General features: G+C 66.8%; 22 protein-coding genes. 17 read left to right on the forward strand and 5 right to left on the reverse strand.

Going from position 1 to position 23,001, the window contains the following annotated elements; all coding sequences use genetic code 11:
* The first annotated feature begins 10 nt into the window (after positions 1-10).
* The 5 genes from cysD to ON43_RS11610 are packed head-to-tail and all read left to right on the forward strand — an operon-like array spanning position 11 to position 5,929.
* The gene (cysD, locus tag ON43_RS11590) at positions 11-916 is read left to right on the forward strand and encodes a sulfate adenylyltransferase subunit CysD (protein ID WP_040806739.1); all 906 of its coding nucleotides are present in this window, start codon (positions 11-13) and stop codon (positions 914-916) included.
* Positions 916-2,778, forward strand: a complete 1,863-nt coding sequence (cysC, locus tag ON43_RS11595; RefSeq protein ID WP_040806740.1) for an adenylyl-sulfate kinase — start codon at positions 916-918, stop codon at positions 2,776-2,778. The genes cysD and cysC overlap by 1 nt, the downstream gene beginning before the upstream one ends.
* Positions 2,778-3,974 (forward strand): hypothetical protein, encoded by a 1,197-nt coding sequence (locus ON43_RS11600; RefSeq protein ID WP_040806741.1) that lies wholly within the window; start codon positions 2,778-2,780, stop codon positions 3,972-3,974. The genes cysC and ON43_RS11600 overlap by 1 nt, the downstream gene beginning before the upstream one ends.
* The gene (locus tag ON43_RS11605) at positions 3,971-4,777 is read left to right on the forward strand and encodes an SDR family oxidoreductase (RefSeq protein WP_245568545.1); all 807 of its coding nucleotides are present in this window, start codon (positions 3,971-3,973) and stop codon (positions 4,775-4,777) included. The genes ON43_RS11600 and ON43_RS11605 overlap by 4 nt, the downstream gene beginning before the upstream one ends.
* Positions 4,778-4,795: 18 nt before the next feature.
* The gene (locus tag ON43_RS11610) at positions 4,796-5,929 is read left to right on the forward strand and encodes a sulfotransferase family protein (protein ID WP_040806742.1); all 1,134 of its coding nucleotides are present in this window, start codon (positions 4,796-4,798) and stop codon (positions 5,927-5,929) included.
* A gap of 57 nt (positions 5,930-5,986) precedes the next feature.
* Here ON43_RS11610 and ON43_RS11615 read toward each other — a convergent pair whose 3' ends face one another.
* Both ON43_RS11615 and ON43_RS11620 read right to left on the reverse strand, forming a co-directional pair.
* Positions 5,987-7,738 carry a flavin monoamine oxidase family protein gene (locus ON43_RS11615; RefSeq protein WP_040806745.1) on the reverse strand — a complete coding sequence of 584 codons (1,752 nt, stop codon included), beginning with the start codon at positions 7,736-7,738 and terminating at the stop codon, positions 5,987-5,989.
* 36 nt (positions 7,739-7,774) lie between these two features.
* Positions 7,775-7,981 carry a hypothetical protein gene (locus tag ON43_RS11620; RefSeq protein WP_040806746.1) on the reverse strand — a complete coding sequence of 69 codons (207 nt, stop codon included), beginning with the start codon at positions 7,979-7,981 and terminating at the stop codon, positions 7,775-7,777.
* A gap of 142 nt (positions 7,982-8,123) precedes the next feature.
* On the opposite strand from ON43_RS11620, the gene pip reads away from it, so the two are divergent.
* The 5 genes from pip to ON43_RS11645 all read left to right on the forward strand — a co-directional run bounded on the left by pip (position 8,124) and on the right by ON43_RS11645 (position 13,393).
* A complete protein-coding gene (gene pip / locus ON43_RS11625; protein ID WP_040806747.1) occupies positions 8,124-9,062 on the forward strand; it encodes a prolyl aminopeptidase in 939 nt (312 codons plus the stop codon).
* A 138-nt stretch (positions 9,063-9,200) separates the two neighbouring features.
* Entirely contained in the window at positions 9,201-10,559 is a 1,359-nt protein-coding gene (locus ON43_RS11630; RefSeq protein ID WP_245568546.1) for a TIGR03118 family protein, read from the forward strand.
* A 172-nt stretch (positions 10,560-10,731) separates the two neighbouring features.
* Complete coding sequence (locus ON43_RS11635; RefSeq protein ID WP_040806752.1) at positions 10,732-11,925, forward strand: MFS transporter; 1,194 nt, start codon at positions 10,732-10,734, stop codon at positions 11,923-11,925.
* 88 nt (positions 11,926-12,013) lie between these two features.
* Complete coding sequence (locus ON43_RS11640; protein ID WP_040806754.1) at positions 12,014-12,502, forward strand: HAD family hydrolase; 489 nt, start codon at positions 12,014-12,016, stop codon at positions 12,500-12,502.
* Between the two features lie 78 nt (positions 12,503-12,580).
* The gene (locus tag ON43_RS11645) at positions 12,581-13,393 is read left to right on the forward strand and encodes a PIG-L family deacetylase (RefSeq protein ID WP_040806758.1); all 813 of its coding nucleotides are present in this window, start codon (positions 12,581-12,583) and stop codon (positions 13,391-13,393) included.
* A 1-nt stretch (position 13,394) separates the two neighbouring features.
* Here ON43_RS11645 and ON43_RS11650 read toward each other — a convergent pair whose 3' ends face one another.
* The gene (locus tag ON43_RS11650; protein WP_040806760.1) at positions 13,395-14,522 is read right to left on the reverse strand and encodes a serine hydrolase domain-containing protein; all 1,128 of its coding nucleotides are present in this window, start codon (positions 14,520-14,522) and stop codon (positions 13,395-13,397) included.
* A 243-nt stretch (positions 14,523-14,765) separates the two neighbouring features.
* Here ON43_RS11650 and ON43_RS11655 point away from each other — a divergent pair, with 243 nt between their 5' ends.
* Entirely contained in the window at positions 14,766-15,368 is a 603-nt protein-coding gene (locus tag ON43_RS11655) for a dihydrofolate reductase family protein (protein WP_040806762.1), read from the forward strand.
* Here ON43_RS11655 and ON43_RS11660 read toward each other — a convergent pair.
* Complete coding sequence (locus ON43_RS11660; protein ID WP_040806764.1) at positions 15,365-16,036, reverse strand: TetR/AcrR family transcriptional regulator; 672 nt, start codon at positions 16,034-16,036, stop codon at positions 15,365-15,367. The genes ON43_RS11655 and ON43_RS11660 overlap by 4 nt on opposite strands.
* 145 nt (positions 16,037-16,181) lie before the next feature.
* Between ON43_RS11660 and ON43_RS11665 the strand changes: the two genes are divergently transcribed.
* The 5 genes from ON43_RS11665 to ON43_RS11685 are packed head-to-tail and all read left to right on the forward strand — an operon-like array spanning position 16,182 to position 21,301.
* Positions 16,182-17,333 (forward strand): acyl-CoA dehydrogenase family protein, encoded by a 1,152-nt coding sequence (locus ON43_RS11665; protein ID WP_040806766.1) that lies wholly within the window; start codon positions 16,182-16,184, stop codon positions 17,331-17,333.
* Positions 17,334-17,376: 43 nt separating this feature from the next.
* The gene (locus ON43_RS11670) at positions 17,377-18,126 is read left to right on the forward strand and encodes an SDR family NAD(P)-dependent oxidoreductase (RefSeq protein ID WP_040806768.1); all 750 of its coding nucleotides are present in this window, start codon (positions 17,377-17,379) and stop codon (positions 18,124-18,126) included.
* A gap of 17 nt (positions 18,127-18,143) precedes the next feature.
* Positions 18,144-19,301 carry an acyl-CoA dehydrogenase family protein gene (locus tag ON43_RS11675; RefSeq protein WP_040806775.1) on the forward strand — a complete coding sequence of 386 codons (1,158 nt, stop codon included), beginning with the start codon at positions 18,144-18,146 and terminating at the stop codon, positions 19,299-19,301.
* 26 nt (positions 19,302-19,327) lie between these two features.
* Entirely contained in the window at positions 19,328-20,812 is a 1,485-nt protein-coding gene (locus ON43_RS11680) for a long-chain-fatty-acid--CoA ligase (RefSeq protein WP_040806777.1), read from the forward strand.
* Between the two features lie 36 nt (positions 20,813-20,848).
* Positions 20,849-21,301 carry a MaoC family dehydratase gene (locus ON43_RS11685; protein ID WP_040806779.1) on the forward strand — a complete coding sequence of 151 codons (453 nt, stop codon included), beginning with the start codon at positions 20,849-20,851 and terminating at the stop codon, positions 21,299-21,301.
* 80 nt (positions 21,302-21,381) lie between these two features.
* On the opposite strand, the gene ON43_RS42395 is transcribed toward ON43_RS11685, so the two are convergent.
* Positions 21,382-22,011: a YdcF family protein gene (locus tag ON43_RS42395; protein ID WP_051178292.1), complete on the reverse strand. Its 630-nt coding sequence runs from the start codon at positions 22,009-22,011 to the stop codon at positions 21,382-21,384.
* 417 nt (positions 22,012-22,428) lie between these two features.
* Here ON43_RS42395 and ON43_RS11695 point away from each other — a divergent pair, with 417 nt between their 5' ends.
* Positions 22,429-22,896, forward strand: coding sequence for a carboxymuconolactone decarboxylase family protein (locus ON43_RS11695; RefSeq protein ID WP_040806780.1), 468 nt, complete (start codon positions 22,429-22,431; stop codon positions 22,894-22,896).
* Positions 22,897-23,001: the final 105 nt, after the last annotated feature.

Consider the following 23,001-nt stretch of genomic DNA (forward strand, 5'->3'; position numbering starts at 1 on the left):
GGGTTGAGAGATGCGCGCGGGATATGAGCTGTCGCACCTGAACGCCTTGGAGGCGGAATCGGTGCACATCATTCGGGAGGTGGCGGCCACCTTCGAGCGGCCGGTGCTGTTGTTCTCCGGCGGCAAGGATTCGGCGGTCATGCTGGAGTTGGCGCGGCGGGCGTTCTGGCCCGCGCCGCTGCCGTTCGCCCTGCTGCACATCGATACCGGGCGAAACTTCGACGAGGTCATCGACTTCCGGGATCGCACGGTGGCGCGGCTGGGCGCACAGTTGCTGGTCGGCAAGGTGCAGGACGATATCGACGCGGGGCGGGTGACCGAACGCCCGGGCGAGACCCGCAATCGGCTGCAGACCGCCACGCTGCTGCGCACCATCCGCGAGCACCGCTTCGACGCGGTGTTCGGCGGCGCGCGGCGCGACGAGGAGAAGGCGCGCGCCAAGGAGCGGGTGTTCAGCTTCCGCGACGAGTACGGCGCGTGGGATCCGCGGGCACAACGGCCGGAGGTGTGGAACCTCTACAACGGGCGGCATCAGAAGGGCGAGCACATTCGTGTGTTCCCGCTGTCGAACTGGACCGAGCTCGATATCTGGGAGTACATCGGCCAAGCCGAGGTGGAGCTGCCCTCGCTGTACTACGCGCACAAGCGCACCGTGGTCGAGCGCGACGGAATGCTGCTGGCGGACAACCGATTCCTGAGCTTCGGCCCGGACGAGCGGAAGTTCGAGGCCACTGTCCGCTTCCGCACGCTCGGTGACGCCGACTGCACCGGCTGCGTGGAATCCACCGCCGCCGACCCGGCCGAGGTGATCGCGGAGACCGCGGTCACCCGGCTGACCGAGCGCGGCGCCACCCGCGCCGACGACCGCATCTCCGAATCCGGCATGGAAGATCGCAAGCGAGAGGGTTACTTCTGATGCGCCGCAACCTTTTACGGCTTGCCACCGCCGGCAGCGTCGACGATGGGAAGTCGACGCTCATCGGGCGGCTGCTGTTCGATTCCAAGAGCCTGTTCAGCGATCAGCTGGATGCCATCGAGCGCGCCAGCCTCTCGCGCGGAGGTGACGGGCCGGATCTGTCGCTGGTCACAGACGGGCTGCGGGCCGAACGGGAGCAGGGCATCACCATCGATGTCGCGTACCGGTACTTCACCACGCCGCGTAGGAAATTCATCATCGCGGACACCCCGGGGCACGTGCAGTACACGCGGAACATGGTGACCGGCGCGTCCACCGCGGACCTGGCATTGATCCTGGTCGACGCGCGCAAGGGCGTGTCCGAGCAGACGCGCCGCCATGCCTTCCTGTCCTCGCTGCTGGGCGTCGGGCACCTGGTGCTGTGCGTGAACAAGATGGACCTGGTCGACTGGTCCGAGCAGCGGTTCGAGGAGATCCGGTCGGAATTCGCGGATTTCGCGACCAAGCTCGATGTCGGCGACCTCAGCTTCATCCCGGTCTCGGCGCTGCACGGCGACAATGTGGTGGATCCGTCCGCGCACACCGCCGACTGGTATCCGGGTCCGCCGCTGCTGCGGCATCTCGAGGAGGTGCACGTGGCCTCGGACCGCAACCTCATCGACAACCGGCTGCCGGTGCAGTACGTGATCCGCCCGCACGGGGAGACCCAGCGCAGTTACGCGGGCACGGTCGCGGGCGGCATCTTCAAGCCGGGCGACGAGGTCGTGGTGCTGCCGTCGGGGCGGACCAGCCGGGTGGCGCAGATCTGGGCACCGGGCGGCGACAAGGTCGAGGAGGCGTTCAGCGGTATGGCCGTCTCGCTCACCCTCGACGACGAAATCGATATCGGGCGTGGGGATATGCTCGCGCGGCCGGGCAACCAGCCGCACACCGATCGGGAACTCGACGCCATGGTGTGCTGGTTCTCCGACGACACCCAGTTGCGGGCCGGGAACTCCTATTCCATCCGCACCGCCACCCAGACCTCCAAGGTCGAGGTGAGCGAGCTGGACTACCGCCTGGACGTCAATACACTGCACCGGCAGACCGATGCGGATGCGTTGGGGCTCAACGACATCGGGCGGGTGAGTTTGAAGAGCCGCCAGCCGCTGCTGTTCGACCCGTACCGCGAGAACCGCGCCACCGGCAGCTTCATCCTCATCGACGAGACGACCAATCAGACCGTCGCGGCGGGCATGATCACCGGACGCTCCAGCGGCACACCGCGGGTCGAGCACAAGGCGTCGAATGTGGTGTGGCACAGCTCCGCCGTGGAGCGCGGGCAGCGACTGTCCACGGGCGCGACCGTGTGGCTGACCGGGCTGTCCGGATCCGGAAAGTCCACCATCGCAGTCGAATTGGAGCGGCAGCTGATCGCCTCCGGGCAGCCCGCCTATCTGCTCGACGGCGACAACCTGCGGCACGGGCTGAACAAGAATCTGGGCTTCACCGACGAGGACCGGCGCGAGAACATCCGCCGCGTTTCCGAGGTGGCCGCGCTGTTCGCGGATGCGGGTGTGGTCGCCATCGTCTCGCTCATCAGCCCGTTCCGCGCCGAGCGGCGGGAAGCGCGAAAACTGCATGACGGCAGGCATCTTCGGTTCCGCGAGGTCTTCGTGGACACCCCGCTCGAGGAATGCGAGCTGCGCGACCCGAAGGGCCTGTACAAGAAGGCGCGCGCCGGGGAGCTGCCGGAATTCACCGGTGTCAGCTCGCCGTACGAGCGGCCGGAGTTCGCCGATCTGACCATCACCCCCTCGGACGGGACGCCGGCCGAGATCGCCCATCGAATTCGAGAATCACTAGGGATCGCTGAAAGCTGATGACAGACATCGAAAAAGCCGAGCTGCCGCTCACCGAGCCGTTCCTCGCGGCCGTCGCCGAGGCGGAGAAGCTCATCGCCTCCGCCGATTTCATCCGGGATCCGCACGACCTGGCGGAGGGGTACGACTACCTGCAGGCCGGAATCGCCGCGGTATTGCAGCTGTCGCGGGCGCACGGGACCTCGCATCCGTACCTGGTCACCGCGACCGGGCCGTACACCAAGATGGGCCTGGATAATCCGGACACGCTGTACTACAGCGCCAATGTCGAGCCGGGCGCGGAATACCTGCTCACCGGCGTGCGCGGCAGCACCGTCGATCTGAGTTTCCAGGTGCTCAAGGGCGATTACACCGCCTCCGATGTGCCCAACGGGGACGACGCCTTCGACGACCGGCGGCTGCAGATCAACGAGGACGGCAGCTATCAGCTGCGGTTCGGGCCGCCCAAGGAGAACCCGGGGCCCAACTACTTCGTGCTCGGCGAGGGCGCGTCCATGCTGGCCGTGCGCGAGGTGTACGGAGACTGGAATGCCGAGCACAAGGGCACCATTCGCATCGAGCGGGTCGACACCATCGGCACCGCGCCGGTCGAAGCGGGCGTGGAGCAGCTGCGCAAGCGGTACCGGGCGGCCGGGCGCATGCTGCTGACCCGGGTGCACACCTGGTTCAACTTCCCGAAGTGGTTCTACCTGAATCTGCCGGTCAACACGCTGACCGAGCCGCGGCTCACGCCGGGCGGGTTGAGCACGCAGTACTCGTCGGTGGGGCATTTCGAGCTCGAGGACGATCAGGCGCTGATCATCACCGTGCCGAAATCCGATGCGCCGTATCAGGGTTTCCAGCTCGGTAGCCGCTGGTACATCTCGCTCGACTACGTCAACCATCAGACGTCGCTGAATCACCGGCAGGCACAGGTGGATCCGGACGGGATGATCCGGATGGTCGTGTCCGCACGAAACCCAGGCGTTGCCAACTGGATCGAGACCACCGGCCGCAAGCTGGGCATTCTCCAGTTCCGCTGGCAGCGGGTGGACCGGGTGATGACGCCCGAGGACGGGCCGACCATCGAGCTCGTGCCCTTCGACAAAGTGGCGGAACGACTGCCCAACTTCGAACACAATCGGATCGACGAGGCCGGATGGCGCGAGCGAATCGCCGCTCGTCAGCGCGGCTTCGCGGAAAGGATGCTCGGGTGAGCGACAACAACCGACTGAAGACCGGTCTGCTCGCGGACAAGGTTGTCGTCGTCAGCGGTATCGGGCCCGGGCTCGGTCGTTCCATCGCTTTGGAAGCCGCGGCCGCCGGTGCGAAGGTTGTGCTCGCGGCGCGTACCGAATCGAAGCTGAAGGAGGTCGCGGACGAGATCGCGGCCGAGGGCGGCGCGGAAACGCTCTGTGTGCCTACGGATATCACCGATCCGGCCACCGTGGAGAATCTGGCCAAGCGGACCCTCGAGACGCTCGGCCGGGTCGACGCGCTGATCAACAACGCGTTCAAGGTGCCGTCCATGAAGCCGTTGGCGCGCACCGACTTCGAGCAGATCCGCGAGAGCGTGGACCTGACCGTGCTCGGAAACCTGCGCATGACACAGGCGTTCACCGATGCGCTCGCCGAGACCAAGGGCTCGGTCGTCATGGTCAACTCCATGGTGCTGCGCCACAGCGAACCCCGTTACGGCAGCTACAAGATCGCCAAGGCGGCGCTGCTCGCCATGTCGCAGACCCTGGCGACCGAGCTGGGGGAGAAGGGGATCCGCGTCAACAGCGTGCTCCCCGGTTACATCTGGACCGATCAGCTGAAGTGGTATTTCGGCGAGATCGCCAAGAAGTACGGCATCACCGAGGAGCAGGTCTACCAGCAGACCGCGTCCAAATCCGACCTGAAGCGGCTGCCGCTGCCCGATGAGATCGCGCAGACCGTCGTCTTCCTGACCTCGCCGTGGGCCAATGCCATCACCGGGCAGACCATCGACGTCAACTGCGGCGAATACCACGTCTGAGCTAGGAGTTTCACCACCATGACCGGACGTACCAACGTCGGCACCGTCGAGGATCTGCACCATTCGGCGTCGAAGGTCTGCGGCCTGACCGATTTCGGGTCCGACGACTATCTGGAGGCGCTCGGCGTCCTGCTGGAGTCCTACCAGCGCGATGCCGGGCTCACCGAGCTCGGCTCCAAGATGAGCCGCTTCTTCCTGCGCGGGGCGCTCGTCGCCCGCGCGCTCAGCGAAGCCTCCTGGGCGGCGAATCCGACCCACACCGAAACCCGCATCACCAGGCCGATTTTCGTGACCGGCCTGCCGCGCACCGGCACCACCGCCCTGCACCGCCTGCTCGCCGCCGACCCGCAGCATCAGGCGCTGGAAATGTGGCTGGCCGACTTCCCGCAGCCGCGGCCGCCGCGCGAGACCTGGGCCGACAACCCCGTCTACCAGGCTGTCGACAAGGGCTTCGCCCAGCACCGGATCGAGAATCCGGAATACATGGGCCTGCACTACATGACCGCGGCCGAGCCCGAGGAATGCTGGCAGCTGCTGCGCCAGACGGTGAAATCCATTTCCTACGAATCACTGGCCTACCTGCCGACCTACTCGGAGTGGCTGCGCAAGCAGGATTGGACCGACGCCTACACGCGGCACAAGAAGAACCTGCAGCTGATCGGTCTCGACGACGAGCGGCGATGGATCCTGAAGAATCCCAGCCATTTGTTCGCCCTGGACGCGCTCATGAAGGTCTATCCGGACGCGCTGATCATCCAGACCCACCGCGACCCGGTCACCATCGTGGGCTCCTCGTGCAGCCTGTCCGAGGCGACCACGCAGGGCTGGTCCACCACGTTCGTGGGCGAGAAGATCGGCTCCTCGCAGCTCGAATTGTGGTCGCGCGGACTGCGGGAATTCAATGCCGCCCGGGCCCGCTACAACCCGGATCAGTTCCTGGACATCGAATTCGACGAACTGCGCGCCGACCCGTTCGCCACCATCGAGAAGATCTACTCGAAATTCGGCCTGGACTACACGGATTCGGCTCGCGCCGCCATGACGACCCTCGATGAGGAGAGCAAGTCCGGCGACCGCAAACCGGTCCACAAGTACTCGCTCGCCGACTACGGGCTCACCGAGGACCAGGTCCGAGCCGAATTCCAGCTCTGACCTCGAACCCGGCCGGATGCGCAGCGCCGCGCGTCCGGCCGGTGGGGTTGTGCCGCCTCAACGCTGATGTATTTCGAGCGCGGCGCGGACCGCGCTTTCGAGGGCGCCTTCGATCCATGCCGTGTTGAGGCTGGTGTGGTCCCCGGCGAAATGCACTCGGCCTTCAACGGATCTGGCCGCGAGATGATGCTCGTGCAGTTGCCCGGGGGCCGGGATGGCGGCTTCGCCGAGTGCGTAGCGGGCACGCGCCCAGCTCTGGGTGATCCCGACGCCGGTGAATTCGGCATCGACGCGCGGGCCGAACAGTTCGCGCAATCCGGCGAGAGCGAAGTGGATCCGCTCGCCCTCGGTGAGCGCATCCCAGCGCATGGCGTCGTCGCCGAAGGTGTAGGAGGCCAGCACCACGCCGCCGTCGGAGCCCTCGACATGGGAGGGGAAACGGATGGAACGATTCGGCAGGTCGGTGATGCAGCTCCCGCCGCGGAACCCGGCCGGGCCTTGCTCCCAGAAGCGAGTCTTGAACTCCAGCAGGATCTTTGTCGCCGAGTCGTGGTGCAGTTCGATGACGGCTCGGCGTTTGTCATAGGACAGCGGTGGGTCGAAGGTGCAGAACCGGGCGGCGGTGAACGGGATCGCCACGAGCGCGTAGTCGGCGTCGAAGGATTCGACCGGATCGATCGGACGGCCGTCCGAGCCTTCGTTTCCCGTCTCGGCGGTGGTCCAGATCCTGACCCCGCGGTCGGACTGTTCCAGCCGGGTCATGCGCTTGCCCATGAGGATTGCCGGGCCGAGCCGCTGGGTGAGGGCATCGGTGAGCGATGCCATGCCACCGGCCAGCTCCCAGTAGCCGGCATCGGGCGGGATGAGCGTGTGATCGACCAGCGGGAAGACCACGCTATTGCGTAGTCGGGCGGTCAGATTCTCGAGCGTGCCGACCGCCTCGAGCTGCTCCTTCGACCAGCTCTGTTCCCGGAGATAATCACGCAGGGAATGGTTTTCGCAGCTGTCCAGCAGCGCGGCCCAACCGTCGACCTGCTGCTCGATGGACCGGTCGCCCAGTAGCGCGACCTGCCGCAGCGCGTCATCGAGCGCCGTCCCACTCGTCACCCCCAGCCCGCACCCGAACCCGGCGTGCACCACACCCGGATCCGCGGCGTATTCCCCACGCGTGCAAGCCATCCCGTTGACACGCAACAGGCTGTGCCGCGCCGCGGCCGGAAACTCGAAGAAGTCCGCCCGCGGTCCGTTGGACCACTCCTCACCGGTGAAGGAGCGATAGAACACCGCGGGCGTCGCCGCCGTGGGAGTCTCGACGAGCACATCGGAGTTGTAGAACGGCCTGCGCCGCAGCCCCAACTTGTCCGCGAACGCCAGCACCAGCGGGTGCGCACTCGACAACCGCATCGCCCCGGCCTCGGCATAGAGGGCCGGATCGGCGAACACACCCCGCACCGTCTTGACCCGCCCGCCCGTACGATTCCCGTTGGCCTCCAGCACCGTAACCCCATGCCCAGCCTCGACCAACAGATTCGCCGCGCACAACCCCGCCGGCCCGGCCCCGACAACAATGATCTGCTTGCGCCCCTTTGCGGCAGGCAGCCCGGCATCGATGAGGATCTTCAAATACGCCAACGTGAGATCGTCACCGCTCTCGTCGACCCCCAGCAGCTCCCGCGCAAGCGCTTCACTACGAGACCGATCCCGCACAGCGTTCTGCGCCGCCGCGGCCGCGCGCCCAACCGCCACGCCCGCCCCCGCAACCAACGCGCCGCCCAATAGTCGACGTCGCGAAACCCTCCCGATCGGCATTCCCCATCCTTCTCGGAACGAGTGGACCCGGATCAGTCATTCGTCGCCGACCGATCGGAGGATGCCGCATTCAGGTTCCCCGCCGACAACGGCATCCTGGATCGCGTCGATCCGTTCCTGAACCACCTCGGCGCGCGCCACCAACTCGACCCGGTCGGGCTCGGTGAGGCTCTCGGCCTCGAGCTTCACGAAAACGCATGACAGTAGCGACCGCAGATCCTCGAGCTCGCTGTCCGATTCCATGAGAGCTCACCCTACGTCCGGTCGATGGGCCTATTCCTACACAAACCCGTGCCAGCGGACAGGTTCCTGCGAAATCCAGGCCCAAAATGTAGGAATAGGCCCATTCGCTCCGACTGGTCGACCACCGGTAGCCTCGGGCACCGTGGCCTTTCCTCCGCTCGAGCCCTATGCCGACGGTCTGCTCGAGGTCGGTGACGAGAATCAGGTGTATTGGTGCACCAGCGGGAACCCTGCTGGTCGCGCCGTGCTGGTGGTGCATGGTGGGCCGGGGAGTGGGAGTAGTTCGCGGGCGCGGAAGGGGTTTGATCCGAAGGTTTTTCGGGTTGTGCAGGTTGATCAGCGGGGGTGTGGGCGGAGCATTCCGAGTGCGGTTGATCCGGGGACCGATATGGCGGTGAATACGACCGAGCATCTGATTGCCGATATGGAGCGGGTGCGGATCCATCTCGGGATCGGTCAGTGGCTGCTGTATGGCGGGTCTTGGGGGTCGACGTTGATTCTTGCCTATGCCGAGCGGTTTCCGGAGCGGGTCAGCGGGATTGTGCTGGTTGGGGTTACGTGCAGTCGGCGTCGCGAAATCGATTGGCTGTACCGGGGTGTCGGGCGGTTGCTGCCTGCGGAGTGGGAGCGGTTCCGTGCCGTGGTGCCCGGCGACGGTGACCTCGTCGAGGGCTACCGGTTGTTGATGGAAGACCCGGATCCGACGATCCGCCGCAACGCTGCCGTCGAGTGGTGTCGCTGGGAGGACGCGGTCATCGCGCACGAATCCCTGGGCAGTCCAGGGCAGTACAGCGGCAAGCCGGACACCGCCATGCTCGCCTTCGTGCGGATCTGTACGCACTACTTCGCGCACGCGGCCTGGCTCGACGAAGGAGTGCTGCTGCGCGAGGCAGGTCGGCTCGCCGGGATACCCGGCGAATTGATCCACGGGCGGCTCGATCTCAGCGCCCCGCTCGAAACTGCGTGGGAACTCGCCAAGGCTTGGCCCGATGCCCGCCTGCACGTCATCGACGACTCCGGTCACACCGGCAGCCCAGCCATGGGCGAGGCGGTCGTTCGCGCGATCGCCCGCTTCGCATAGCCCGATACCAGGCTCGACCGGGGAAATATCGGTTTCGGATGGAAATGAGGGTCCCCTAATGACGGGGGTTTGGGGGTGCAGCTATGGTTAGCATCACCTAACGCCGGATCTGGGCGTTGTTGGAAGAAGGACCTGAAGATGAACGGACGCTCGGGCGGTATGTCGTCGGTGCGCAAGAACCTGATGCGCGTGTCGGCAGTGGGGGCGGCGCTGGTTGTGGCGGCGGCGTGCAGCAATACGAAGTCGCACGATGACGACGTGAAGGCGCTCGACGGGAATCAGTACGTCCAGGTCAATATCGCCTCCAACAAGGATTCGGACAAGGCGCAGTTCACCGATCCGAAGTTCATCAACGCCTGGGGTATCGCGGACCGGCCCAAGGGCGCGGGCGGGCATTTCTGGGTCGGGGCGGGCGGGTACTCGTTCCAGTACGTCGGCGATGTCACGCATTCGCCGGATGCCAAGTACCAGAAGATGTTCCAGGATCCGCTGAAGCTGGTCACCGTCCCCGGCGCGGACTCCATCCCGGACGACGACGGTGACGACTCCGAGGGCAAGACCACCGGCGTGGTCTTCAACCCGGCCCCCATCACCTCCGACATCTTCGCGGTGAAGGACCAGCCCGTCAGCTACGACGGCAAGGACGAAAAGCTCACCGGCTCCGCGCGATTCATCTTCGCCACCGACTCCGGCAAGATCTCCGGCTGGACCGAGCAGGGCGCGGGCGGCGCCATCGTGCGCCACGACGGCCCGGCCGTGCTCGAATTCGACGGCAGCGCACAGGGTATGGGCTTCAAGGGCCTCGCCCTGGACCCGTCCGGCACCAAGCTGCTGGCCGCCGACTTCGGCAAGGATCCGCAGATCCGCACCTTCGACAAGGACTGGAAGCTGGTGCCCACCACCGGTTTCGCCAACCCCTTCGCCACCGGTGACGCCATCGACCCGGCCGACGCGTCCAAGGGCAAGAAGCTGAAGATCGGCGATCCCGCCCCCTTCAATGTCGCCACCATCGGCGACCGCGTCTTCGTCACCTACGCCATCACCCAGGCCAAGGACGGCGACCCCACCCAGCTGAAGCAGGGCGAAGAGGACAAGCTGGACAAGGACCAGGAGAAGGACGCGGGCTACAAGGCCAAGAAGGGCCAGGTCGCCGAGTTCGACAAGAACGGCAAGCTGGTCCGCACCATCGACGCCGACGGCCGCCTCAACGCGCCGTGGGCCGTCACCGTCGCCCCGCAGGGCTTCGGCCCGCTGTCCGGCAAGCTGCTGATCGGCAACTTCGGCGGCACCGGCCGCATCCTCGCCCTCGACGACCAGTCCGGCAAGTTCGTCGACTACCTGCGCAATGCCGACGGCAAGCCCGCCGAGATCGACGGCCTCTGGGGCCTGATGTTCGGCAACGGTGAATCGCTCGGCGACGCCGACGCCCTCTACTTCACCGCGGGCCCCAACAATGAGATGGAAGGCCTCTTCGGCAGCCTGCGCCTGAAGAAGTAGCCACTCGCACAAGGCATTTCGAAGGCCCCGATCCCCGGCGGATCGGGGCCTTCGACATGTCTGCCGGGCGGTGTGCATCGCGCGGGCGGAGGCCGAGTCGCCGATCGTTGCGGCAACTATGCGGTCCGATTCCCGCCGGAAGCGATGCCCCGGCGTTCCTACGGTCGAAGCCATGGAACTCGACGTGATTCCCGAAACCCGTGTCGCGGTGCTGCGCACGCCCGTGGTGGGGTTCATGGCATTGGCGGCGGCGCTGGGCACCGCGAGCATCTATCCGCTGCAACCGGCCATCGCGGAGGTGGCCGGGTCGCTGCACGCCTCGGTCGCGGCGGTCGGTACAGCGCTGGCGTGCGGGCCGATCGGGTACCTGGTGGGGCTGGCGCTGCTGGTGCCGCTGGTCGACCGGTTCGCACCGCGCACAGTGGTATCGATCCAATTCGGTTCCCTCGCAGTGGCTTTGGCCGTGAGCGCGGCCGCCGGGTCGGCATGGCTGCTGGGCGCGACCGTCGGACTGGTGGGCGCGGGCTCCGCGGTCGGGGCCCAATTGAGCTCGGTCGCAGCACGATTCGCGCCGCCGCGGCGCCGCGCCACCGTCCTCGGCATCGTGACCGCCGGAATCTCGGCCGGAATCCTCGCGGGCCGAATCGTGGGCGGATGGCTCGCGGAGGCCATCGGCTGGCGGGGCATGCTGCTCGTCTTCGCCGTGAGTTGCGCCGTGATCGCCGTGGCTGCCCGCGCGATCCTGCCCGCGGCGGCCGGAACAGCCGCCGCGAGTTATCGCGCCACCCTGCGCGCGATGCCCACCCTCTTTGCCCGCTATCCCGTGCTCCGGGTGGCCGCGGGCCGAGGCTCCCTGTGGTTCTTCGCGTTCTGCGTGATCTGGTCCGGACTCGCGGTCGCCCTGTCCGAGCCGCCGTTCTCGTACTCACCCGAACGGATCGGTCTCTACGCCTTCGCGGGCCTGCTCGGCATCGTCGCAACCCGGATCGCGGGTGCCTGGACCGACCGCATCGGCGCCCGCCGGGTGATCCTGCTCGGCCTGACCCTCGCCATCGCCGGCACGGTGATTCTCGCTGTCTCCCTGTCGAATACCGCGATCACCCTGCTGTGCCTGGGCCTGTTCGACGCCGGTCTCTTCGCGGCCCAGGTGGCCAATCAGAGCACCGTCCTCGCCATCGATCCCGCCGCCCCCGCCCGCTTCAACAGCGCCTACATGGTCGTCTACTTCATCGGCGGCAGCCTGGGCACCGCCTTCGGCGCCGCGGCCGTCACCTGGTTCGGCTGGCCGGGCACGGCGGGGCTCGCGGCCGTCGCGACCATGCTGGCCGCGGCCTGGACCTTTGTTCTGCGCCCGCAAGATATATGAAGTCCGAACGCGATCGGGCGGGCCACTGCGGGTTTGCCGACCTAAGCTGGGAACTGATTTGTCTGATTTCTGCGATGAGGAGTTCGGCATGATCGGTGCGGTTGTCCTGGATCTCGACGTGGTCCTGGTCGAGGGTGCCGAGGCATTGGTGCGGGTTGTCGCCGGTCATGTTCCCGTTGTCGTGGCCACCACCGAGCCCGCACGGGAGGTCGCGGCGCTGACCGATGCCCGGCCCGAGCTGTTCGAGCAGGTGTCGAGCATTGTCGTCGGCGATCCCGCCGATTGTTCGACGCCCGGCGATCTGCTCGAGATCGTCCTCGAGTCGCTCGGTATGGCACCGGCAAACGTGGTCGCGGTGCTGAATTCGACCGCGGGCGTCATGGATGCCCGGGCGCTCGGAATGCCGGCGATGGTGTTGCCGGATCCGCGCTCGCCGCTGCCGTGGCAGGTGGCGGCCGCGGGCGTGCCGATCAGCCCGACTCCGCATCATGCCGCGGTGGCGTTGCTGCGCATGCTGCGGACCGAGGGCGCGATCCCGCTGCGCTGGAAGCTCATCAGGCAGCTGCTGCCCGTGTAGTTCGCCGTCTCCGGAATGACCGCTCCGGGTCGGGGGTTCATAACGTGAAAGCGCCGACGACCGAACAGACGGAGACTCATGGCTGAGCAACTGACGATCATGGCCGTACACGCCCACCCGGACGACGAGGTGATCGGCACCGGCGGCGTGTTCGCCCGCTACGCCGCCGAGGGTATTCGCACGGTCCTCGTGACCTGTACCAACGGCGAACAGGGTGACGCGCCCGGCGGCATCAAACCCGGCGAGCCCGGCCACGATCCGAACGCGGTACGCGCGCAACGCCTCTCCGAATTGCAGGAATCCGCGGCCCTGCTGGGTATCGAGCATGTCGAGCTGCTCGGCTACCGCGACTCGGGCATGGACGGCTGGGAGGGCAATCAGCATCCGGAGGCCTTCTGGAATGTTCCCGTCGAGCAGTCGGCCGCCCGGCTCGCGGACCTGATGCGCCACTACCGGCCGCAGGTGGTCGTCACCTACGACGAGAACGGCAACTACGGCCACCCCGACCACATCCAGGCGAATCGGATCGCGCTGGCGGCGGCCGCGGAAACCGATATTCCGGACAAGCTCTACTACACCGCGGTTCCGCGGGAGAGCTCGCGCGAGATGTTCGAAACCCTGCGCGCCAACGGCATGCTCGACTTCGATCCGCCGGAGGACTTCGGCACCCCGATGGACCAGATCACCACGTTCGTCGACGTGACCCCCTACACCCGCCGCAAGGTCAAAGCCCTCGAAGCCCACGCCAGCCAGGGCGACAGCGTGCCGTTCCTCCGGATGCCCGCCGACCTCCAGCAGATGATCTTCCAAACCGAAAGCTTCATTCGGCACTTCAACCGGGTCCCGTCCGTCCCCGACCAGGAATCCGACCTGTTCGCCGGGCTTCGCTGAATTACCGGGCGCTTTCGCAGAGGGCGGTGGTGACGGCGGCGCTGAGGTCCGCGGCGAGGATGTCGTCGCCGGGTGCCAAGAGGTTTGCCATGGCGGTGGCGGTGCGGCCGTCGGAGGTCGCGCCACCGAGGGACCGGAAGCCGGGGGTCCCGCCATCGTGGTTCCAATAGCTGCCACCGCACGGCAGGGGAGTGCTGATCAGACCCAGACCGTAGGCGCTGCCATCGGAATCGCCTGTGGGGCGGGTCGTCATCATCGCCTGAAGTTCGGCGGGGCGCAGTAGGCGGCCGTTCACCAGGGCGTCGAGGAATCGGTTCAGGTCGGACGCGGTGGAGATCATCGCTCCGGAAGCTCCCGCGACCGTGGGGTTGAACCGGGTGATGTCGACCATGGAGTCCGCCGATTTCAGGTACCCCTGCGAGTGTGTGCCGGGAATTTCCTGGTCGTCCCCGGGCACGAGGGTGTCGGTGAGGGCGAGCGGCCGGATGATACGGCTGTCGATCTCCTCCGCGTAAGGGTGGCCGGTGACCTTGTCGATGATCATGCCGGCCAGGAGGTAGCCGGTGTTGGAGTAGTGCCAGCCGGTGCCGGGTGCGAACGTACGCGGTTGGGCGAGGGCCAGCCGGACGAGCTCCATCGGATCATGGTGTGTCGCAGGCGAAGTGGTGATCTGCGTCAGGTCGAGGAAGTCGACGTAGTCGGGTAGACCACTGGTGTGCTGGAGAAGCTGGCGCACCGTGATGTCGTGGCCGTCGTAGCCGTCGCCCCGGACCACGCCGGGCAGGTACCGCTCGACGGGTGCGTCGAGGTCCAGCCGCCCTTCGCCGACGAGCTGGAGGACCACGGTGGCGACGAAGATCTTGGTCATGCTTCCGATTCGGAACCGGGCGTCGCCCGTCATCGGCGCGTGGGTGTCGCGGTTCGCGACACCGCTGGTCAGCACCGTCCGGCCGTGCGCGTCGCGCACCTCGAGCAGCGCGCCGGGGGCGCCGTCGGCCTCGGTCAACCGTTGCAGGGCGGTGCGGGTGTCGGGATAACCGGGAGGCGTCGCGGCCACCGACCCGTAGGTGCACAGCATCAATGTCGCGACCAGGCTCGCAGAGCCGAAAGCCTTGGCGTACTTGAACATTTGTCCTCCCGGAGCTCGGTGGACCTCACGCTACGCAGCCGGGACCGGGCCACACCTCACCCGGAAGAGCCGACCTGTGCATCGATTCCGGTACCTCAGGGGCAACCGTGCCTCACCCTTGAGAGGTATCCGTGATGTCGGGGGCTCCCAGGGGCGTGAGCACCGATGAATTTCGGATCGGGGGGCCGTCGTATGAGTAACCGCGCGGCCTACCGACATCAAAACTGGCAAGGAGCAACACCGATGCGCAAGATCACCGCTGGAATGTTCATCTCCCTCGACGGCATTGTCGCCGATCCGCAGGACTGGCACTTCCCGTACTTCAACGACGAGATGGGCGAGGCTGTTTCGGCGCTGGTCGCCCCGGCCGACACCCTGCTGTTCGGGCGGGTCACCTATGACTCGTTCGCCGGCGCGTGGCCGGAGCGGGAGGCCGCGGGTGGCGAGGACGCCGGATTCGCCAAGGCGCTCGGCGATATGCGGAAAATCGTTGCCTCGCACCAGGACCTGGAATTCGACTGGCGCAATTCCGAACAGCTGCAAGGCGACCTGGTCGAGGCCGTGGCCCTGCTGAAGGCCGAGGAGGGCGGCGAGATCTCACTCAGCGGCTCGCCCTCGGTGGTGCGGCAGCTGCTGGCCGCGGAACTGATCGACGAGCTGCACCTGCTCGTGCACCCGGTCGCGCTGCAGAACGGCGGGCTGCGGCTGTTCGACGAGGGCGATCCGATTCCGCTGCAGCTGCTTTCGGTCAAGGCCTTCAAGACCGGTGTGACGCACCAGGTCTACGGCCCCGCGAGCGCACCCGCGGACGCCGGGTACGACGAGGCCAAAGAGCACATCTCCTAATCGGAATCGGCAAGGCGGGTCTGCTGACGGCGGGCCCGCCTTTTCGCGATGGCGTCGAAGCGCAACTGCAGGCCGTCCACGAACGCGGACAGCGCCAATTCGAAACTCTCGGAATCGATTTCGTCGGCCTTGGCGCGCAGTAGATGCGCCTGCTCGAGATGCGGGTACCGGTCGCGATAGACCTGGACGTCGTCGACGAAGCCGCGCGAGAACGAACCCATGGTCGCGCCCATGACGAGATACCGGGTGGCCGCGCCGATCATGGTGGCATCGCGCGGCGGCCAGCCCGCCGAGACCAGCCCGCCGTGCACGGCGTCGGCGTGGCGCAGATTCTCCTCGCGGGTGCCCGGGCCCGCGGCCAGGTAGGCGACGAAATTCGGGTGCAGGACCAGGGCGTCGCGGTAGGAGTGCGCCCAGGACACGAGGCCGGCGCGCCAGTCGCCCGACTCGAAGGCGGAGGTGTCGACGCGGGCCATGATGCCGCCCGCGATGTCGTCGAAGACCGCGTCCTTGTTGGGATAGTGGGTGTAGATCGAGGCGGCCTGCACGCCCAACTCGGCGGCGAGTTTGCGCATGGACAGGTCGGTGAGACCGTCGCGGTCGATCAGGGTCAGGGCCGCCTCGCGAATGCGTTCGCGGCTCAGCAGCGGCACTTTCGGCCTGGCCATCCGGCTTCACCTCCTCTTGTGGAGAACCCCAGCTGATCCCCCGGTGGGGGTCGAATTTATCACTCGGTCCTTGAAAAACCGAACGCTGTTAGGATAACTTCGTTGTCATAAACCTAACACCGTTTGGTTAGGAGAGATCACAATCATGGACTTCGAACTCGGCGAGTCCCAGCGTGAACTTCGGGAGCTGGCTCGGGCCTGGGTCGACAAAGAGGTCGTGCCGTACGCGGCCGAGTGGGATCGGGCCGAGTCGGTCGACACCGCCATCGTCGGAAAGCTCGGTGACATGGGCTTTCTCGGCATCGAGATTCCCGAGGAGTATGGCGGGTCCGGCGGTACCGCCCTCGACTACTGCCTGCTGCTCGAGGAGCTCGGCCGCGGCGACAGTTCGGTGCGCGGCATCGTGTCCGTGTCGCTCGGGCTGGTCGCCAAGTCCATCAAGACCTACGGCAACGAGGCGCAGAAGCAGGAGTGGCTGCCGCGCCTGTGCTCGGGTGAGGCGCTGGGCTGCTTCGGCCTGACCGAGCCCGACACCGGCTCAGATGCGGGCAACCTCAACGCCAAAGCCGTTGCCGACGGCGAGGATTGGCTGATCTCCGGCACCAAGATGTTCATCACCAACGGCACCTGGGCCGACGTCGCGATCATCTTCGCGCGTACCGGCGGGCCCGGACCCAAGGGCGTGACCGCGTTCCTGGTCCCCACCGACGCGCCCGGCCTCACCCGCAAGGAGATCAAGGGCAAGCTCGGCCTGCGCGGCCAGGCCACCGCGGAACTGGTCCTGGACCGGGTGCGGGTGCCCGACGCCAACCGGCTCGGCGAACTCGGCCAGGGCTTCAAGATCGCCATGGCAGCGCTCGACAAGGGCCGCATGGGTGTGGCCGCCGGGTGTGTCGGCGTCGCCCGCGGCTGCCTCGAGGCCGCGGTGAAATACGCTCAGGAGCGCGAGCAGTTCGGCAAGCCGATCGCCTCCTACCAGCTGGTTCAGGAACTCATCGCCGATATCGCGGTCGAGGTCGAGGCCGCGCGGCTGCTGACCTGGCGGGTTGCGGATCTGGTGGAGAAGGGCAAACCCTTCGGCACCGAGGCGTCGGTGGCCAAGCTGTTCGCCAGCGAGGCCGCGGTGAAGGCCGCCAACAATGCCATCCAGGTGTTCGGCGGATACGGCTACATCGACGAGTACCCGGTGTCGAAGTACCTGCGCGACGCGCGCGTGCTCACCCTCTACGAGGGCACCAGCCAGATCCAGAAACTGCTCATCGGCCGCGCCCTCACCGGCGTCAACGCCTTCCTCTGAACCTTTTCACGAAAAAGACCCAGCGTAGACAAGGAGATTCACCATGTCGAAAGTCGCAGTCGTGACCGGTGCCGCCCGCGGAATCGGCGCGGGCACCGCCGCCCGCCTGGCCGCCGACGGATTCGCCGTCGCCATCGTCGATCTCGACGAGGCCGCCTGCAAGGACGCCGTGGACGCCATTGTCGCCAAGGGCGGCACCGCGATCGCGGTGGGCTGCAATGTCACCGACGAGGCGCAGGTCGCCACCGCGTTCGAACGCATCGCCTCCGAACTGGGTTCGGTCGACGTGCTGGTCAACAACGCGGGCGTGCTGCGCGACAACCTGCTGTTCAAGATGTCGGTCGACGACTGGGACCTGGTCATGAACGTGCACCTCAAGGGCACGTTCCTGTGCTCGCGCGAGGCGCAGAAGTACATGGTGAAGCAGAAGTCCGGCAAGATCGTGAACACCTCCAGCGTGTCCGCGCTCGGCAGCCGCGGGCAGGCCAACTACTCGGCCGCCAAGATGGGCATCCAGGGTCTGACCCGCACGCTCGCAATGGAATTGGGGCCGTTCGGCATCAATGTCAACGCCGTTGCCCCCGGGTTCATCGTCACCGAGATGACCGATGCCACCGCCGCCCGCGTGGGTGTCTCGCCGGAGGAGTTCCGCGAGCAGGCCGCCAAGATCACCCCGCTGCGCCGTGTCGGCGAGCCCGCCGATATCGCGAATGTGGTGTCGTTCCTGGTCTCCGAAAACGCCTCGTTCGTCACCGGTCAGACCATTTACGTCGACGGCGGACGCCGTCTCTAATCTCGGAGATCTTCACCATGCAGAGAACAGTTTTCGACAAAGACCACGATGCCTTCCGCGAGACCGTGCGGGCGTTCCTCGAGGCTGAGGTCGTCCCCGTCTACGACGAGTGGTACGCCGCCGGTATCGCGCCGCGCGACTTCTATTACAAGCTGGCCGAACTCGGCGTCTTCGGCATCGAGGTCCCCGAGGAGTTCGGCGGCGCGGGCATCGAATCGTTCAAGTTCCAGGCCATTCTCATCGAGGAATGCGCCCGTGCCGCAGTGTCTCTGGGCGGCTCGGGCGTACACGTCGGCCTGTGCCTGCCCTACATCCTGAACCTGGCCACCCGGGAGCAGAAGGAACGCTGGCTGCCCGGCTTCGTCTCCGGCGAGACCATGTTCGCCATCGCCATGACCGAGCCCGGCACCGGCTCCGACCTGGCCGGAATGCGCACCACCGCAAAGCTTTCCGAGGACGGCACGCACTACGTGCTGAACGGGTCCAAGACTTTCATCACCGGCGGCGTGCTCGCCGACCGCGTCATCGTGTGCGCCCGCACCGCCCCGGCCACCGAAGGCGATCGCCGCCACGGCATCTCGCTGTTCGCCGTCGACACCAAGACCCCGGGCTACACCGTCGGCCGCAAGCTGGACAAGCTGGGCCTCAAGGTCTCCGACACCGCCGAACTCAACTTCACCGACGTCAAGGTGCCGGCCGAGGACCTGCTGGGCGAGGAGCACAAGGGCTTCTCCTACCTGGGCCAGAACCTCCCGCAGGAGCGGCTGTCCATTGCCGTCGGCGCGTACGCGCAGGCCAAGGCCGCCATCCGCTTCGCCAAGGAATACACCCGGCAGCGCAACGTGTTCGGGCAGCCGGTCGCGGCCTTCCAGAACACCAAGTTCGAGCTGGCCGCCTGCCAGGCCGAGGTGGACGCCGCCGAGGCCGTCGTCGACCGCGGGCTCGAGGCCCTCGACGAAGGCACCCTGTCGCCCGCCGACGCCGCCTCGGCCAAGCTGTTCTGCACCGAGGTCGCCCACCGCGTCATCGACCGCTGCCTGCAGCTGCACGGCGGCTACGGCTTCATCAACGAGTACCCCATCGCCCGCCTGTACGCGGACAACCGCGTCAACCGGATCTACGGCGGCACCAGCGAGGTCATGAAGATGATCATCGCCAAGAACATGGGTCTCTAGCCCCACCCATCGAACCAGAGGTCTCAATGAACGCGACTCTCTCCCTGGCCTCCATCCTCGCCGAACCGGCGTGGCGGCGACCCGACCACCTCGCCCTGATCGAGGGCGACCAGCGCATCACCTTCCGCGACCTGTGGCGGCAGGCCCGCGAACAGGCCGGGGCGCTCATCGAACTCGGTGTGCGGCCGGGGGATCGGGTCGCGCTCATGGGGCCCAATACCGCCGACTTCCCGCGCGCCTACTTCGCCATTCTGGCGGCGGGCGCGACGGTGGTGCCGGTGCATCTGCTGCTCACCGCCGACGAGGCCGAGTACGTGCTGCGCGACAGCGGGGCCAAGCTCATGATCTGCCATCCGATGGTGGAGGCCGTCGGCAAGGAGGCGGCCGCGCGGGTCGGCATCGACTCGGTCAGCCCGAAAGAGCTGGTCGGAGAGGCGATTCCGGCGTACGTGTCCCGCAGCCCGCTGGACACCGCGGTCGTGTTCTACACCAGCGGGACCACCGGGCGGCCCAAGGGCGCGGAGCTCAGCCACCTCAATATGGTGATGTGCGCGACCGTGAACGCGTTCGACGCCAATGAGGTCAAGCGCGAGGACATCGCGCTGGGCGCGCTGCCGCTGTTCCACGTGTTCGGGCAGACGGTGTCGATGAACTCGCACTGGCGGCTCGGCGCGACGCTGGTGCTCATGCCGAGATTCGATGCGGCACAGGCGCTTCAGCTGATGGTGCAGGAGAACGTCAACACCTTCCACGGCGTGCCCACCATGTACCACGGCCTGCTCGAGGCGGCCAAGAGCGCGGAGCGGCTGCCAGAGCTGCGGCTGTGCATCAGCGGCGGCGCGGCCATGCCGCCGGTCATCATCGAGGAGTTCGAGAAGGTTTTCGGCTCCCACATCCTCGAGGGCTACGGTCTGTCCGAAACCTCGCCCACCGCAACGGTGAACCAGCCGCTGCTCGGTCCCGAGATCGGCACCGTCGGGCATCCGGTCTGGGGCGTGGACGTCGAGATCGCCGATCCCGATGTCCGCGAGCAGATCTCACTGCTGCCCGCCGGCACCATCGGCGAGGTCGTGGTGCGTGGCCACAATGTGTTCAGCGGCTACACCGGACGCCCCGACGCCACCGCGGAAGTCATGGTGGACGGCTGGTTCCGCACCGGCGACCTCGGCATCAAAGACGAGGGCGGGTACCTGCGCATCGTGGACCGGATCAAGGAGATGATCATCCGCGGCGGGTTCAACGTGTACCCGACCGAGGTCGAGGCCGCGCTGCTGCGGCATCCGAACATCGCGCAGGTGGCGATCATCGGGGTGCCGGACGAGAACTACGGCGAGGAGATCCTCGCGGTGGTCGTGCCGTCGGGGGCGATCACCGCGGAGGAAGTCGTGGACTACGCGAAAGAGCATGTGGCACGGTACAAGTACCCGCGCCGCGTGGAGTTCGTGACCGAACTGCCCATGGGGCCGACCCACAAGATCCTCAAGCGCGAACTCAAGCAGCGCTACGCCTGAGCCCGCGGAATGGAAGAGCCCGAGCGAGAGGGAAAGATGATCGACTTCAGCGATTTCGAGCAGCTGCGCAAGGCTGTCGGCACCGAACTCGGTGTGAGCGACTGGATTACCGTCGACCAGAAGCGCATCGATACCTTCGCCGACGCCACCGACGACCACCAGTGGATCCACGTCGACGCCGCCCGAGCCGCCGCCGGACCCTACGGCCGCACCATCGCGCACGGGTTCCTCACCCTGTCGCTGGTGGTTCCGATGACCGCGCAGGTCATGACCGTCAGCGCGGCGAGCATGGCAATCAACTACGGACTCAACAAGGTTCGCTTCATCAACCCGGTGCTGGTGGACAGCCGCATTCGCGGCCGGTTCACCCTCGACGCGATCACCGATATTCCGGGCGGCGTGCAGGCCGTGCGGACGGTGACCATCGAGATCGAGGGGCAGGACAAGCCCGCCTGCGTCGCGGAGAGCATCGCCCGCTACCTCGCCTGACCCCGTCATTCCGGCGTGCTTTTGGCCGGAATCCACTGCGGAAGTGTGGATTCCGGCCAAGGACACGCCGGAATGACGAGCTAAGCGTGCGGCCCGAACGGCTCCGCCGAGAGCGGCGCAGCCTCCGGCGTCATGGTCGCCACCACCGCGATTCCGGCCGCGTGGAAATTCGTCAGCGCCCGGGCGATGTGGTCGGCCGAGGTGATGAGGATCGCCGCATGTGCGCCGATCGCGTCCATGAGCTGCGCCGAGAAGGCCGCGTTCTGGACCGTCGAATTCGCCTTGGTTTCGGTGTGGATTCGGGCGCGATCGATGCCGTGGTCGACCAGCCAGTCCGCCATGGCATCCGCCTCGGTGACCCCGTTCTGCGGATTGCCGCCGGTCACGATGACCGGAGCCTGCGGGGAGAGCAGGGCCGAGACGTAACCGGCGTAAAGGCGGGCCATGAGTTCGGGGCGCATCTCGCCCTCGGGTGTCAGGCCGTAGCCGAGCACCACGATCGCGGTGTCCGGGGCGAACAGCGCGGGCAGGTTGACGCCCGGGAGATCGATGCCGGGCAGGCCGATGCCCTTCAGGTCGACATCGGTGAAGTTCAGCGTCTTCAGCGAATTGAGGGTGGCCAGCACGTCCTGCGACAGGCCCTCGAGCGGATCGATCTGCACCGGCCGCGGCGGTGCCTCGGCATGCGCCGGGGCCGCGAGACAGGTCATGGCGATGACCGTCGCGCCGGGGAGGAGGGCCTGTAAGGCCTTGGTACGTAAGGTTTTCGGAACGGCACGGTGATGTCGGCCGGTCTTTCCGCGCCGCACGGTCGGGCGGACCCCCTGCCACTGACCGCTGGATGAGATTTTCCGATGTCTGCCTGCGTCGAGCATCGCAACCCCCTAGGTAGCCGAGATGTGACTACCGGTCGGTTCACAATCTTCCGAGATTCATGATCGCGCCGGATCCGCTCCGGCGTAGGCCGTTTCGCGAAATCAAGATCCTAGAAATAGGGGCGGCGGACCGAGGGCTCTCGGTGAGACTTTCCGGCGTGACCGGCGTCACATGCGAGGCGATGTCACACCCGTGCGGGCCGCGTCGTCAACCTGACGAAGCCAACAAACACGCACAGAAACGAGAGAACAATGGTCCGCTTCAACATGTTCGAGAACGAGATCGCCACCAAGTTCTTCAAGCGCCTCAACACCGCCGGCCGCGTCGCCGAGGAGTCCACGCTGCCCAAGGCCACCCAGGAACTGGTGAAGATCCGCGCCTCGCAGATCAACCACTGCGGCATGTGCCTCGACATGCACGTCAAGGACGCCGCCGCGGCCGGTGAGACCGCCGTCCGTCTGTCCCTGATCGCCGCCTGGAAGGAATCCACCGTCTTCACCGACGCCGAGCGCGCCGCCCTGGCTCTGACCGAGGAGGGCACCCGCCTGGCCGACGCGTCCCCCGGCATCTCCGAGGACACCTTCGCCCAGGTCCGCAAGCACTACGACGACAACCAGATCGGCGCGCTGATCTCCCTGATCGCCACCATCAACGCCTGGAACCGCCTGAACGTCATCGCCGGCAACCTCGGCGGCGACTACGTCCCCGGCCAGTGGTGACCCCCGCCCGCTATCCCGCCGACAGTGCGGCGGGATAGCGGCCCGGCCGCCGAGGTGGCGGCGGCACTCCGGTGGCAGGGAATGGCTGGTGGCGGACCGATCGCA

The sequence above is a fragment of the Nocardia concava NBRC 100430 genome (assembly GCF_000308815.1).
Classification (GTDB): domain Bacteria; phylum Actinomycetota; class Actinomycetes; order Mycobacteriales; family Mycobacteriaceae; genus Nocardia; species Nocardia concava.